Consider the following 13048-nt stretch of genomic DNA (forward strand, 5'->3'; position numbering starts at 1 on the left):
CTCGTGCCGATCGGTGCTGAAAGCATCGGTCATGCACGCCGCCTTAGCTCAGTCGGCAGAGCATCTCACTCGTAATGAGAAGGTCGTGGGTTCGATTCCCACAGGCGGCTCCACTCGAAGGCCCGGACACTGTCCGGGCCTTCGCCGTATCTCGGAGGAGCGGGCGATGACGGTGTTCGACGACATCACGGCTGGCAAGTACGTCTCGCTCACGACCTTCCGTAAAGACGGCACCCCGGTGCCGACGCCCGTGTGGTTCGCGCTCGACGGCGTTCGGGTCGTGGTGCAGACGCCCGCCGGCACGGGCAAGCTCAAGCGCCTGCGGCGTGACGCGCGCGTGGTCGTCGCACCGTGCGACATGCGCGGGCGGGTGCCGACCGGTGCGCCCGAGCGCGCCGGCACGGCAGAGATCGTCACCGACACCGCCGAGGCTGCGCGCCTGCAAGGACTCCTCCGTCGCCGCTACGGCTTCATGTACACGCTCGCGCATGCGATCATCCGACCACGAGGCGCGAACGCCCCGGCCGACGTGCTGCTGCACATCTCGCTCGACTGACGGATCAAGCGGAATCTGGCAAGGTGATGCCGGTGCGGATCGCCGAGGAGGCGAGTGTGCATGATGAGCCGTGAACGAGCGTCCGGACGGTTCGAACGTGTGCCGCGAACCGGAACCGCGGCACAGGTGACCGCCTTCGTCGTATGCGGCGGATGGTTGGCCGGTCTGCTCATCGGGTCGGGCAGCTCGATCGACTGGTCGTCGCCGATCACTTGGCTGGTCGTCGCGTTGCCGGCCGTACTGTTGCTGCGGAGCCTCTTCTTCGGGGTCTATCTCAATGCCGACCAACTGAGGATCGTTTCCTGGTATTGGTCCTACACAATTGATCGCGCAGAGGTGAGCTCGCTGTCCTTGCAGAACTACAACGGGTTCGTGATCGGATGGTCGGGTGCGGTCGACCTCTACAGCTCGAACGTGCTCATGATCGCAATCCAGACAGAAGACGGCGAAAGGCGTTTTCCGGCGACGGCGATGCGCCGGTCGACGGCGCAGAGAGCGATTACATATCTCGGGGAGGCTCTCGGCCTCCACGGTCACCACCCAGTGAGTCGGCGCTCACCACGTCGGCACCTCAAATAGCAAGGGAGCACGGATGCCACACGCAGGCGCCTGGGGCGTGCTCGCCGCCACGATCGCGCTCGAGGTCACGGCGACCCTGAGCCTCGACGCCGCCCAGCGGCATCCGTGGCTCTACGCGGTCGTGGTCGTCGGGTACGCCGGGTCGTTCGTGCTGCTCTCGCAGGTGCTGCGCATGGGCATGCCGCTCGGCGTCGCGTACGGAATCTGGGGAGCGACCGGGGTCGCGCTGACCGCCGTGCTCGCGTGGGCGCTGTTCGGCGATCCGCTCACTCCCACGATGCTCACGGGCATCGGCCTCATCGCGGCGGGCGTGCTGCTCGTCGAGGTCGGGTCGCAGCGGGCCGCGCGGCGCGCGGAGGCATCCGTCGCTCCGATCGTCCGGGGCGATGCCGGGACCGCGGGCGAGGCGAGCGCATGAGCTGGGTGCTGCTCGCGTGCGCGATCCTGAGCGAGGTCGGCGCGACGCTGTCGCTGCGCATGGCGACGCACGCCGAGCGGCGCCGCCGGCTCTGGATCATCCCCGTCGTGGTCGGCTACCTGCTGTCCTTCATGCTGCTCGCGGCGACGCTCGCCCAGGGCATGCAGGTCGGGGTCGCGTACGGCGTCTGGACGGCCGTCGGCGTCGTGCTCACCGCGCTCGCCGGCCGCCTGCTGTTCCGCGAGCCGTTCACGTGGGTGATGGGCGCGGGCGTCGCGCTCATCGTCGGCGGCGTGCTGCTCATCGAGCTCGGCACGCCGGGGCACTGACCGCGCGGGCGTGGGTCGACGGGGCGGAGACGAGCGGATGCCGCCGGCAGGCCGCACCCTCTGTAGGCCCGCCGGCGGCATCCGCTGCCCGGCGGTCGGTGCGCGTCGCTAGGCTGGCACGCATGACGGAACGACTGCGCTGGGGCATTCTCGCGACGGGTGGCATCGCCCACTCCTTCACCAACGACCTGAAGCTCAACGGGTTCACCGTGCAGGCGGTCGGGTCGCGCTCGCAGGCGGGCGCCGACGCGTTCGCGGCCGAGTTCGGCATCCCGAACGCGCACGGCAGCTACGAGGCGCTCGTCGCCGACCCCGAGGTCGACGTCATCTACGTGTCGACGCCGCATCCGGTGCACGCCGAGAACGCCAGGCTCGTGCTCGAGGCCGGCAAGCACGTGCTCGTCGAGAAGCCGTTCACGCTGAACGCGGCCGAGGCGCGCGAGATCGCCAACCTTGCAGCCGAGAAGGGCCTGCTCGCGCTCGAGGCCATGTGGACCCGCTACCTGCCGCACATGGTGCGCATCCGCGAGATCATCGCCGCCGGCACGCTCGGCGAGGTGCGCACGCTCATCGCCGACCACACGCAGAAGCTCTCCGACGACCCCGCGCACCGCATCAACGCGCTCGAACTCGGCGGCGGCGCGCTGCTCGACCTCGGCATCTACCCCGTCTCGTTCGCGTGGGACCTGTTCGGCGCACCCGTCACGGTCCAGAGCACTGCGACGTTCAAGTCGACCGGCGCCGACGCGCAGATCGCGACCGTGTTCGGGTACGACGGCGGGCGCGTCGCCTCGACCCTCTCGGCGAGCGACACGCGCGGCCCGAACGTGGCCACGGTGCTCGGCACCGAGGCCCGCATCGACATCGACGCGGTCTGGTACACGCCGACCTCGTTCCGGGTGGTGTCGCACGACGACACCGTGCTCGAGTCCTACGCCTCCGAGGTCGTCGGCCGCGGCATGCACTACCAGGCCGAGGCGGTCGAGCGGCTCGTCGCCGCCGGCACGCTCGGGGGCGACCTGCTCACGATCGACGAGACCGTCGCGATCATGGGCACCCTCGACGCCATCCGCGAGCAGATCGGGCTGCGCTACCCAGGCGAATGAGCGGCTCGGCACGGCCCCGCCGCGCACGATGTTCAGGGGATTTTCGGGCTGTGATCAGGCTTCGGTCTGGTGCGCCGCGTAGGCTGCCCGAATGACCGACGAGACGGATGCCACGGGCGAGCCCGAATCCGTCGGCGAACCTGCAGGGGTCGACGGGGCCGAGGCCGAGCAGCCGACCGAGCTTCTCGACGCGGCCGAAGGGGCAGGCGAAGGTCTTGAGGCTGCGCAGCCGACCGAGCTCCTCGAGGCGGCCGATGGCGCAGGCGACGGTCTTGAGGCCGAGCAACCGACCGAGCTCCTCGACACGGCAGCGGCCGCAGAGGTGGGCTCCGCGGCCGCCGCCGCAGAGGCGGGTTCCGAGGCGGGCGACGTCGGCGCACCGGCATCCGTCGCCGACGCGTCCTCCGACCCTGAGGCGGCTGCTGTTGCCGTACCGGTCGGCCGCGCGGCCTCGATGCGGGCCTTCGCCCGCAGGCACAAGCTCGCGCTCTCGGTGACCGCGGGCGTCGTGGCCTTCGCCCTGCTCGGCGCGGGAGCCGTCTTCGCGGGCGCGAACCTGAGCGCCCAGCGCGCCACCCCGGTCGCGCTCGCGAGCGAGACTCCCACCCCGACGCCGACCGAGGAGCCTGGGCGTCCCGTACCCGCGGCCCTGGCAGCGCCGAGCGCGATCGACACGAAGATCCGCACGTGCTCGGTCGCCGATCGCGCCGCCGACCCGCGACTGGCGAACCTGCAGGCCCAGGTGCGCAACGCGGCGACGGGCGAGGTGCTCTACGACCGAGGCGGCGACACTCCGTCGCGCACGGCGAGCGTCATGAAGGTGCTGACCTCGGCTGCCGCGCTCGACGTGCTCGGCCCCGACTACCGCACGACGACGACGGTCGTGAAGGGCTCCGAGCCGGGTTCGGCAGTGCTCGTCGGCGGCGGAGACGTGACGCTCTCACGCACTCCGAGCGGCACCGAGACCGTGTACCCGGGCGCGGCGCACCTCGACGACCTCGCCGCGCAGGTGCAGGCCGCGTGGGCCGCCGACCCGTCGAACCCGCCGCTCACGAAGCTGATCCTCGACGCGGGCTACTTCGGCGGCGACGAATACCAGGCCAGCTGGGACACGGTCGAGCGCGACGACGGCTACATGTCGAACATCACGGCGCTGCAGGTCGACGGCGACCGCGACGACCCGTCGGCGAACACGTCGTTCCGCAGCGGCGACCCGATCGGGCGAGCCGGCCAGGCGTTCGCCGACCAGCTCGGCGGCATCGCGGTCATCGAGCGAGGCACGGCACCCGCGGGCGCGCAGCAACTGGGCGCCGTGAGCTCGCCGACCGTGGCGCAGCTCGTCGACAAGGCGCTCGTCGTCTCCGACAACACGGTCGCCGAGATGCTCGCCCGGCTCGTGGCGATCCAGACCGGGTCGGGCAATTCGTTCGACGCGATCAACGCGGGCGTGCTGCAGGGCCTCCAGGCGTACGGCATCGACACCGCTGGCATCTCGATCGTCGACGGCTCGGGCCTGAGCGACGACAACGCCGTTCCGCCGTCGTACCTGACGCAGCTCTTCATCAAGATCAATGCGCGCGAGGGCAACCTCGGCGTGCTCATGGACGGCCTGCCCGTGTCCGGCCAGCGCGGCTCGCTCTCGTACAGCGACCGGTTCGCGGGCGACAACGCCGTCGCGGCCGGTGCGGTGTCGGCGAAGACCGGGTGGATCAACAGCGGCTACACCCTCTCGGGCGTGATCCGCGCCCAAGACGGCTCGACGCTCACCTTCGCGATCTACGCGCTCGGCGACGTCACCGACGAGGCCAAGCAGGCCATCGACACGCTCACCACGGGCTTCTTCCTCTGCGGCGACGACCTCTCGAACGCGTGAGCCGGGCGACGCCCACGGTCTGAACTGCGGTCGCACGCGGCATCCGATCGCCGCCCCGGCCGTTCGTCTGCACCTCGAGGGCGAGCGGATGCCGCCGCCTGCGGCGAGAATGGAGGCACGCGACCACCGAAACGGGAGGCGGCCATGACCCGGGCCCTGTTCATCATCGACGTGCAGAACGACTTCACCGAGGGCGGCGCGCTCGGCGTCGACGGGGGAGCGGCGGTCGCCGCGGGCATCACCCGCCATCTCGAGGCGCATCGCGACGACTACGCGCTCGTCGTGGCATCCCGCGACTGGCACTCGGGCGAGAACGACAACGGCGGCCACTTCGCGACCGACGCCGAGCCCGACTTCGTCGACACCTGGCCCGCCCATTGCGTCGCTGGCACCGACGGCGCCGAGTACCACCCCGCGCTCGACGTCGCGGCGATCGACGTGCACATCCGCAAGGGGCAGGGCGTGCCCGCCTATTCGATCTTCGAGGGCACGGATGACGCGGGCGCGACCATCGCCGAGGTGCTCACCGCGCACGGGGTCACCGAGGTCGACGTCGTGGGTATCGCGACCGACTACTGCGTGCGCGCGAGCGCGCTCGACGCGCTCGAGCACGGGCAGCACGTGCGCGTGCTCACCTCGCTCGTCGCGGGCGTCGCCCCCGAGTCCTCGGCCGCCGCGCTCGCCGAGCTCGGGCACGCCGGCGCCGCGATCGTCTGAGGCTCGCCGGCCGGCTGCCCCGCCCGTCCGACTAGCTGCCCCGGCGTCGGCGGCAGGCGACCCCGACCCACTCTGCGCAACTCCGGACGCCGGCCACGACTCGCCGAGCGCCGGGTTCGGTGGCACGGCGTGGCGCTCGGGGCATCCGGAGTTCGGCCGGATCGACTCCCCCTCGACAGGGCGAGCGGATGACCCGGCCCGACCGGTTTCCGGTCTCGGCCGATCTCCCTGCGTGCGCCGTCCGTCAGGGTCGGACGATGTTCGACCTCGCACGAACGCTCCGCACGCATCACGGCGTGTGCACGACCGCTCAGCTCACCGCCTCGGGCCTCGGCAGGCACGCCATCGCCGCGGCCGTGCGGCAGGGCCGACTCGAACGCGCGTATCGCGGGATGTTCGTCGATCCGGGCCTGCCGCTCGAGGTCCGTCGTGCCGTGCGGGTCGGCGGACGGCTGTCGTGCATCTCGGCGGCCGGCCTCCACGGGCTGCGCGTGCTGAATCCGCCCGAGGTGCTTCACGTCGCCGTGGCAGCGGACGCATCGCGGCTCCGGACGCCGCGGGCGCCCGAGTCACCGGTGCGGCTGCACTGGACCGGGGGTCCGGGCTTCGACGCCACGCCGATCGCCCCGCTCGAGCAGGTGCTCGCCGACGTGCTCGGATGCGTTCCCGAGCTCGATGCCCTGTGCGTGCTGGATTCGGCGCGAGAGCAGGTCGCCTGGCAGACGGACCCGCCGATGCTCGGCGATGAGGCATTCGCACGGCTCGTCGCGCGGCTTCCGGGCCATCTGCGTGTGGTCGCGCATCGCTCGACCACCGCCAGCCAATCGGTGGGTGAGACCATCGCCCGCGTCCGGTTCGAGGGATCGGGCATTCCGGTGCAGCCGCAGGTCGCCCTGCCCGGCGGGGTGCACGCCGATCTGCTCATCGGCGAGCGGCTCGTGTTCGAGGTCGACGGCGAAGCGCCGCACTCCCTCCCGGGTGCCTTCGATCGGGATCGAGGGCGTTGGGCTTGGCTGAAGGCTGCGGGGTACGCGCACGTGTCGTTCAGCCATCGGCAGGTGGTGCACGAGTGGGATTCGGTCGGCGCGACCGTGCGGATGCTCGTGCGCCGAGGCGAGCACCTGTGGTCGGCTCGGCCGAACTCCGGAGCGGAACGCGGACTCGCCTGGTGAGGGGCCCGACCGCACGGCGTGGCGTGCGCGGCATCCGGAGTTGCGCCGTCGGAAGGAGGGCGATGGGCGGGCGAGTCCGCCCGAGGCTGAGCTCAGGCGCTGATGGCTCGCGCGCGGAACGCGCTCGGCGGCTCGCCGAACTCGGCTCGGAACGCGCGGCTGAAGTGCGCGGCATCCGTGAACCCCCACCTGGTGGCGACCTGACCGACCGGGCGGTGCGCTGCCAGCGGGTCGGCGAGTTCGCGGCGGCACCGGTCGAGGCGGCGCGAACGGATGTACGTCGACACGGTGAGGCCCTCCTCGTGGAAGAGTGCGTGCAGGTGCCTGGTCGAGATGTACGCGGCCGCCGCGATGCTGCCGGGCGTCAGATCGGGGTCGCCGAGATGGTCGTCGATGTGCGCCTGCACGCGCCGGAGCATGACGCGGTGCGGCCGGTCGGCGTCGCGCGCGACGTCGAGCTCGCGCGCGTAGAGCGTGGTCACGAGGTCGACGGCGTTGCGCGCGAGCCGCCCGCCGATCGGGCCGTCGAGCTGTCCGAGGTCGCATGCGAGCTCGCCGAGGAACCGCGTGACGACACGAGCGAGCCCGTCGCCGCCGTCGATCGTGGCCGCGGTCATGCCACGCACCGCGTCGGTCGGCAGCTCCAGCACCCGGTGCGGAACCATGAGCACGAGCGTGCTGAAGCCCTCCTCGAACACGAGCGTGTACGGGGAATCGGTGTCGTAGACCGTGAGGTCGCCCGGGCGCAGCACGGCTTCGCGGTTGTCCTGGATGAGCAGGCCGGTGCCGGCGAGCTGCAGCCCGACCTTGAAGCAGCGGTGGCTCGAGCGGGCGACGAGCTCGGGCGTGCGGTGGATCTCGTGGCCGTCGGCCGTGACGACCGAGACGTGCACGTCGTCGGTGGTCGCGGCGCGGATGTCGCCGCGGAACGAGTCCTGGTGATCGGAGCGCACCTGCAACGGCACGAACGACCGCGAGACGAGTGCGCTGAACGCGCCGAACCCCAGTGGCAGGCTCGCCGTGTCGAGTCGGGGGGAACGCGCGGATTCGCGGAGCACGGGCATGCACCTCATCTCTCGGGGCGGACGTCGATGTCCATGGGGTGGGGAGACTCTACGCCTGTCGAGACAAAAGAGGTAGCGCGAGCCTGCGTTCGGGGACAACCGGCCTTCGCTGTGCGACAAGGCGCATCGCCTCGCGCGCGGAATCATGAGCCGGAACCGGGCGACGCCGCCGTGGCTCGCTCCCGTCGGAAAAGGAACCCCCAGCCATGACCGCAACGACGACCACCCCGCCGAAGCAGAGCGGCGGCCTCGGCCACCGCCGCCTGGGCGTGCCATCCGTCACCCTGATGATCATCGCGGCCTCGGCGCCGCTCACCGTCGTCGCCGGCGGCGTCACGACCACGTTCGCGGTCACGGGCGTGATCGGCGTGCCGATCGGATTCATCGTGCTCGCCGCAGCACTCGCGGTGTTCGCCGTCGGCTACGCCGCCATGAGCCGGTACGTCACCAACGCGGGCGCGTTCTACGCCTACATCGCGCAGGGCCTCGGTCGGCCGTTCGGCGTCGGAGCCTCCCTCGTCGCCCTCGTCGCCTACAACGCGATGCAGGTGGGCATCTACGGCCTCTTCGGATTCCAGATGTCGATGTTCCTCGAGGCGAAGCTCGGCATCGCGACCCCGTGGTGGCTGTGGATTCTCGTCTGCATCGCGGTCGTCGCCGTGCTGGGAGTGAACCGCGTCGACCTGTCGGCGAAGGTGCTCGGCATCCTCGTGGCGCTCGAGTTCGCCGCCGTGCTCGTCTTCGACATCGTGTCGTTCTCGGTCGCGCCCGAGGGCGTGAGCACCGCCGGCCTCGAGCTCTCGAACCTGTTCGTGCCGGGCGTCGGCGCCGTGCTCTCGTTCGGCATCGCCGCGTTCATGGGCTTCGAGTCTGCCGCGATCTACGGCGAGGAGTCGAAGGACCCCAAGCGCACGGTCGCGCGCGCCACCTACGCGGCCGTCGCCATCATCGGCGTGTTCTACGCGTTCAGCGCGTGGGCGTTCACCGTCGGCATCGGCCCGTCGCAGATCGCCGAGGCGTCGGCGACCTACGGTCCCGACCTCATGTTCGTGTTCATGAGCGAACACGCACCGGTCATCATCAGCGACCTCATGCAGGTGCTCTTCCTCACGAGCCTGTTCGCAGCCCTCCAGTCGTTCCACAACGCGGTCGCCCGGTACCTCTACTCGCTCGGACGCGAGGGCGTGCTGCACCGCAGCCTCGGCTCGGTTCGAGCGGTCTCGCGCGCCCCGTGGGCGGGCTCGGTCGCGCAGACGGTCATCGCGCTCGTCGTGACGCTCGGATTCGTGTTCGCCGGCGAGGTCATGGGCCTCAAGAACGACTTCGCCCCGACGGAATTCCTCTACCCGGTGCTCACGATGTTCACCTGGCTCACGAACACGGGAGCCATGGGGCTCGTGCTGCTGATGTGCATCATCGCCGTCTCGGTCATCGGCTTCTTCCGGCGCGACCGGCGCGGGCTCGGCAGGTGGTCGACGCTCATCTCGGCGGTCGTGCTCTTCACGGTCTTCGTGCTCATCGTCGCGAACTTCAACGTGCTGCTCGGCCAGGCCGAGACGACCCCGGTGACGTTCGTGCTGCCCGCCCTGCTCATCGTGCCCGGGGTGTTCGGCGTGATCTGGGGCTTCGTGATCCGCAAGCGGAACCCCGAGCTGTACGCCCGCATCGGACACGGCATCGAGGAAGCCGAGGCCGACATGATCGACGGCGAGGGGCACCGCGGGCTCTGACCGGCGGGGTTCGGGCGGTTCGGGCGGTTCGGGCCGCCCGCGGGCTACGAGCCGAGGGCGGTGACCGCGGCCGGCGCGGCCATGGCGGCGAGCATGAGCGACATGCCCGCCGCCATCGCCCCGTGTCGCAGCGCAACCCGGCCCGATCGCACCGCCCGGGCCGCCACCCATGCCCCCAGCACGACCACGGCGAGCACGGCGAGCGACTGGAGCGGCAGCACGGGTCCGGCGTGGTGGGCGGCGGAGGTCGCGTCGGACGTCGCGCTTGCACTTGCGGCCCCGGTGCTCGACGCAGCGACGCCGGCGAGGAGCCATCCGGTCGCGATCAGGGCGAGGGCGTGGTGCAGGTCGGCGAGCGGGCGGCCGCACCGGGCCATCGGCTCCGGTCGACGGATGTCGCGGCGGGCCCGGACGCCGATGGCGAGGCCCGCGGCGACGAGGAGCGCCGACCAGGCGAGCCCGGGCAGCAGGCGCGTGAAGGCCGTGTCGAGCATGGCGGCAGCCATGACGACGGCGGCCAGGGCGTCGAGGACACGCATCCGGCGGCCGGGCGCGAGCGCGGCGACGGTTCCCGCCACTGCTCCGAGGAGCATCACGCCGTGCACGATCTCGACCATTCGTCTTCCGAATCTTCCCTGTTCCGGTGCGTGGGGTTATATTACTCGACAAACGTAGAGAAAAAAGGTGCCACATGACAGCGACGTCCACCCTCCACTCGATCGGCCGGCGGCCCGACGCTGCGTCGCACGCCATCGCGAACGACCCGCTGCGCGGACTCACCGCGGCCGAGATCGACGGGGCCCGCGACATCCTGCACGAGGCCGGCCTCATCGGCGAGCACACCCGTTTCGTGTACCTCGGGCTCGACGAGCCGGCCAAAGCCGACGTGCTCGCGGGCGTCGAGCTGCCCCGCGTCGTGCGCGCCCTGGTGCTCGACCGGTCGACGGGTGCCTCCGCCGACCTCCGCGTCTCGGTCACCGACCGCGCCGTGGTCTCGAACGAGGCGATCGACACGGCGAACGGCCATGTGCCGATCCTCGACGTCGAGTTCGAGGCGATCTACGACCTGCTCGGCGCCGAGCAGGAGTGGCACGACGCCTTGGCCAAGCGCGGCATCACGCACGAGCAGGTCGCCCTCGCGCCGCTCTCGGCCGGCAACTACGGGTTCGAGGCCGAGACGGGGCGCCGGGTCATCCGCGTGCTCGCCTTCATGCGCGAGAACGAACAGGACCACTGCTGGGCGCACCCCGTCGACGGACTCTGCGCCTACGTCGACATGGTCGAAGGCCGCATGTTCGAGCTCATCGACCACCGCGTCTACGACATCCCGGCCGAGGGCGGCAACTTCGACGACCCCGCGGTGCAGGGCGCACCGCTCGACACCCTGAAGCCGATCGAGATCACCCAGCCCGAGGGGCCGAGCTTCACCGTCGAGGGCGATCACGTGAGCTGGGCGAACTGGCGACTCTCGCTCGCCTTCGACGCACGCGAGGGCCTCGTGCTGCGCCGCATCCGCTACGTGGATGCCGACCAGGGCGGCGAGGAGCGCGACATCGTCTACCGCGCCTCGATCGCCGAGATGGTCGTGCCCTACGGCGATCCGTCGCCGTCGCGGTTCTGGCAGAACTACTTCGACACCGGCGAGTACGTCTTCGGCCGCTATGCGAACTCACTGCAGCTCGGATGCGACTGCCTCGGCGAGATCCGCTACTTCGACGCGACGATCGCCGACGAGTTCGGGCACCCCCGCGTCATCCCGAACGCCATCTGCATGCACGAGGAGGACTACGGCACCCTCTGGAAGCACACCGACATCTACACGGGCTCGAACGAGGTGCGCCGCCAGCGCCGGCTCGTGATCAGCTTCTTCACCACCGTCGGCAACTACGACTACGGCTTCTACTGGTACCTGTACCTCGACGGCACCATCGAATGCGAGGCCAAGCTCACCGGCGTGCTCTTCACCTCGGCCTACGACGCCGAGGCCGGCGACCACGCGAGCGAGGTCGCACCCGGTCTCGGGGCGCCGTACCACCAGCACCTCTTCAGCGCCCGGCTCGACATGATGGTCGACGGCCTCGCCAACGCCGTCGACGAGGTCGACGCGGCACGCGTGCCGATGGGGGAGGGCAACGCCTACGGCAACGCCTTCACCAAGCACAGCACCCGCCTGCGCAGCGAGTCCGAGGGGGCTCGCGACGCGAACCCCGGCGTCGGGCGCACCTGGCACATCGTGAACACCGAGAAGACGAACCGCCTCGGCCGGCCCGTCGGGTACGAGCTCATCGCGCAGGGGTCGCCCACCCTGCTCGCCGATCCCGAATCGGTCATCGCCCAGCGCGCCGGCTTCACGCGCAAGCACCTCTGGGTCACGCAGTACGACCGGGCAGAGCGCTACCCCGCCGGCGACCTCGTGAACCAGAACCCCGGCGGCGACGGCCTGCCGCGGTACACGGCCGCCGACCGCTCGATCGACGGAGACGACATCGTGCTCTGGCACACGTTCGGCCCGACCCACTTCCCGCGGGTCGAGGACTGGCCCGTGATGCCGGTCGACACGGCCAAGTTCACGCTCAAGCCGTACGGCTTCTTCGGCCGCAACCCGACGCTCAACGTGCCCTCGTCGGCCGCGCTCGGGATGGCCTGCCACACCGGGGCGGCTCACGAAGGCCACGACGCGGACGGATGTCGGTGCGAGGCCGGGGCGTGCACGTGCGCCGGGCACGGGCACTGACCACGCGCTGACGCGCCAGGGGGCCGGATGTCGCAGCCGCGGCATCCGGCCCTCATCGCGTCGCCCGGCCGAACGCGCGCAGCGGCCGCACGCAGCGGGCCGCACGCCGTGGCTACCGCAGCAGGTCGAGGTACCCCTCGAGCAGGCGCGTGAGGCGAGCGGGGTCTGCGCTCGCCGGGGAGACGACGGCGATCACCTGCACGCCGTCGACGAAGGCCATGAGGTGGTCGGTCGCGACCGCCACGTCGAGGTCGGCGCGCGCCTCGCCGAGCTGCTTCGCACGCTCGAGGTGATCGGCGATCTCGACCCGCCATTCGTCCATGGTGCGCTCGTGCAGGGCCAGCAGGTCGGGTTCGTTGGCCGCGTACTCCCAGAACGGAATCACGATGCGCGCCTCGAGGATGCGCTCCTCGTCGAGCGGGAAGATCTGCAGCATGAGCTCGCGCAGTGCGGGCATGCCCTCGAGGTCGGCACGCACGGCCGCGAACCTGGCGTTGGTCGCCGAGTAGACGTGCTCGAACGTGGCCCCGATCAGCTCCTCCTTGTTGCGGAAGTACGGGAAGAGCCCGCCGTTGGCGACGCCGGCCGACCTCGCGATCTCGCGCATCGTCGTGGCGCGGAACCCCTTCTCGGCGATGAGTCGCCAGGTCGCGCGCACGATCTCGAGTCGGCGCTCGTCGTGGTCGACGATCTTCGGCATGGTCCCCTCTCGCGACCCTCGGCGGAGCGGTCACGGGCGCCGTGGTCGCCGTCCACGATACGCGTGCGGC

Annotated in this window: 13 protein-coding genes and 1 tRNA gene; 11 read left to right on the forward strand and 3 right to left on the reverse strand. The window is 71.0% G+C overall.

Annotation, left to right across the window (positions count from 1 at the left end; genetic code table 11):
• Positions 1-37: 37 nt before the first annotated feature.
• The 9 genes from BM342_RS15800 to BM342_RS15840 all read left to right on the forward strand — a co-directional run bounded on the left by BM342_RS15800 (position 38) and on the right by BM342_RS15840 (position 6750).
• A tRNA-Thr gene (locus BM342_RS15800) sits at positions 38-113 on the forward strand.
• A gap of 53 nt (positions 114-166) precedes the next feature.
• The gene (locus tag BM342_RS15805) at positions 167-556 is read left to right on the forward strand and encodes a PPOX class F420-dependent oxidoreductase (protein WP_092967843.1); all 390 of its coding nucleotides are present in this window, start codon (positions 167-169) and stop codon (positions 554-556) included.
• A gap of 60 nt (positions 557-616) precedes the next feature.
• A complete protein-coding gene (locus BM342_RS15810) occupies positions 617-1135 on the forward strand; it encodes a hypothetical protein (protein ID WP_143109909.1) in 519 nt (172 codons plus the stop codon).
• 13 nt (positions 1136-1148) lie between these two features.
• Positions 1149-1553 carry a DMT family transporter gene (locus tag BM342_RS15815; RefSeq protein ID WP_092967847.1) on the forward strand — a complete coding sequence of 135 codons (405 nt, stop codon included), beginning with the start codon at positions 1149-1151 and terminating at the stop codon, positions 1551-1553.
• Positions 1550-1882, forward strand: a complete 333-nt coding sequence (locus BM342_RS15820) for a DMT family transporter (RefSeq protein ID WP_092967849.1) — start codon at positions 1550-1552, stop codon at positions 1880-1882. Before BM342_RS15815 ends, BM342_RS15820 begins: the two co-directional genes overlap by 4 nt.
• 122 nt (positions 1883-2004) lie before the next feature.
• A complete protein-coding gene (locus BM342_RS15825) occupies positions 2005-2988 on the forward strand; it encodes a Gfo/Idh/MocA family protein (protein WP_092967851.1) in 984 nt (327 codons plus the stop codon).
• 91 nt (positions 2989-3079) lie between these two features.
• On the forward strand, positions 3080-4861 hold the full coding sequence (locus tag BM342_RS15830) for a D-alanyl-D-alanine carboxypeptidase/D-alanyl-D-alanine-endopeptidase (protein ID WP_255368858.1): 1782 nt from the start codon (positions 3080-3082) through the stop codon (positions 4859-4861).
• A gap of 144 nt (positions 4862-5005) precedes the next feature.
• Positions 5006-5578, forward strand: a complete 573-nt coding sequence (locus BM342_RS15835) for an isochorismatase family protein (protein WP_092967853.1) — start codon at positions 5006-5008, stop codon at positions 5576-5578.
• A 257-nt stretch (positions 5579-5835) separates the two neighbouring features.
• The gene (locus BM342_RS15840; protein WP_177232221.1) at positions 5836-6750 is read left to right on the forward strand and encodes a type IV toxin-antitoxin system AbiEi family antitoxin domain-containing protein; all 915 of its coding nucleotides are present in this window, start codon (positions 5836-5838) and stop codon (positions 6748-6750) included.
• Positions 6751-6842: 92 nt separating this feature from the next.
• Here BM342_RS15840 and BM342_RS15845 read toward each other — a convergent pair whose 3' ends face one another.
• Positions 6843-7814, reverse strand: coding sequence for an AraC-like ligand-binding domain-containing protein (locus tag BM342_RS15845; protein ID WP_092967857.1), 972 nt, complete (start codon positions 7812-7814; stop codon positions 6843-6845).
• Positions 7815-8020: 206 nt separating this feature from the next.
• Between BM342_RS15845 and BM342_RS15850 the strand changes: the two genes are divergently transcribed.
• Positions 8021-9544, forward strand: a complete 1524-nt coding sequence (locus tag BM342_RS15850; RefSeq protein ID WP_092967859.1) for an APC family permease — start codon at positions 8021-8023, stop codon at positions 9542-9544.
• Positions 9545-9588: 44 nt separating this feature from the next.
• Here the strand turns inward: BM342_RS15850 and BM342_RS15855 are convergent, their stop codons facing one another.
• Positions 9589-10161 carry a hypothetical protein gene (locus BM342_RS15855; protein WP_092967861.1) on the reverse strand — a complete coding sequence of 191 codons (573 nt, stop codon included), beginning with the start codon at positions 10159-10161 and terminating at the stop codon, positions 9589-9591.
• 74 nt (positions 10162-10235) lie between these two features.
• Here BM342_RS15855 and BM342_RS15860 point away from each other — a divergent pair, with 74 nt between their 5' ends.
• On the forward strand, positions 10236-12278 hold the full coding sequence (locus BM342_RS15860) for a primary-amine oxidase (RefSeq protein ID WP_092967863.1): 2043 nt from the start codon (positions 10236-10238) through the stop codon (positions 12276-12278).
• A 112-nt stretch (positions 12279-12390) separates the two neighbouring features.
• Here the strand turns inward: BM342_RS15860 and BM342_RS15865 are convergent, their stop codons facing one another.
• Positions 12391-12978 carry a TetR/AcrR family transcriptional regulator gene (locus BM342_RS15865; protein ID WP_092967865.1) on the reverse strand — a complete coding sequence of 196 codons (588 nt, stop codon included), beginning with the start codon at positions 12976-12978 and terminating at the stop codon, positions 12391-12393.
• Positions 12979-13048: the final 70 nt, after the last annotated feature.

Source organism: Agromyces sp. CF514 (genome assembly GCF_900113185.1).
Taxonomy (GTDB): Bacteria; Actinomycetota; Actinomycetes; order Actinomycetales; family Microbacteriaceae; genus Agromyces.

Bases quoted from the DNA above. Each gene is read 5' to 3' on its own strand.
- BM342_RS15805 (WP_092967843.1), top strand. From the start codon at position 167: ATGACGGTGTTCGACGACATCACGGCTGGCAAGTACGTCTCGCTCACG.
- BM342_RS15810 (WP_143109909.1), top strand. From the start codon at position 617: ATGATGAGCCGTGAACGAGCGTCCGGACGGTTCGAACGTGTGCCGCGA.
- BM342_RS15815 (WP_092967847.1), top strand. From the start codon at position 1,149: ATGCCACACGCAGGCGCCTGGGGCGTGCTCGCCGCCACGATCGCGCTC.
- BM342_RS15820 (WP_092967849.1), top strand. From the start codon at position 1,550: ATGAGCTGGGTGCTGCTCGCGTGCGCGATCCTGAGCGAGGTCGGCGCG.
- BM342_RS15825 (WP_092967851.1), top strand. From the start codon at position 2,005: ATGACGGAACGACTGCGCTGGGGCATTCTCGCGACGGGTGGCATCGCC.
- BM342_RS15830 (WP_255368858.1), top strand. From the start codon at position 3,080: ATGACCGACGAGACGGATGCCACGGGCGAGCCCGAATCCGTCGGCGAA.
- BM342_RS15835 (WP_092967853.1), top strand. From the start codon at position 5,006: ATGACCCGGGCCCTGTTCATCATCGACGTGCAGAACGACTTCACCGAG.
- BM342_RS15840 (WP_177232221.1), top strand. From the start codon at position 5,836: ATGTTCGACCTCGCACGAACGCTCCGCACGCATCACGGCGTGTGCACG.
- BM342_RS15845 (WP_092967857.1), bottom strand. From the start codon at position 7,814: ATGCCCGTGCTCCGCGAATCCGCGCGTTCCCCCCGACTCGACACGGCG.
- BM342_RS15850 (WP_092967859.1), top strand. From the start codon at position 8,021: ATGACCGCAACGACGACCACCCCGCCGAAGCAGAGCGGCGGCCTCGGC.
- BM342_RS15855 (WP_092967861.1), bottom strand. From the start codon at position 10,161: ATGGTCGAGATCGTGCACGGCGTGATGCTCCTCGGAGCAGTGGCGGGA.
- BM342_RS15860 (WP_092967863.1), top strand. From the start codon at position 10,236: ATGACAGCGACGTCCACCCTCCACTCGATCGGCCGGCGGCCCGACGCT.
- BM342_RS15865 (WP_092967865.1), bottom strand. From the start codon at position 12,978: ATGCCGAAGATCGTCGACCACGACGAGCGCCGACTCGAGATCGTGCGC.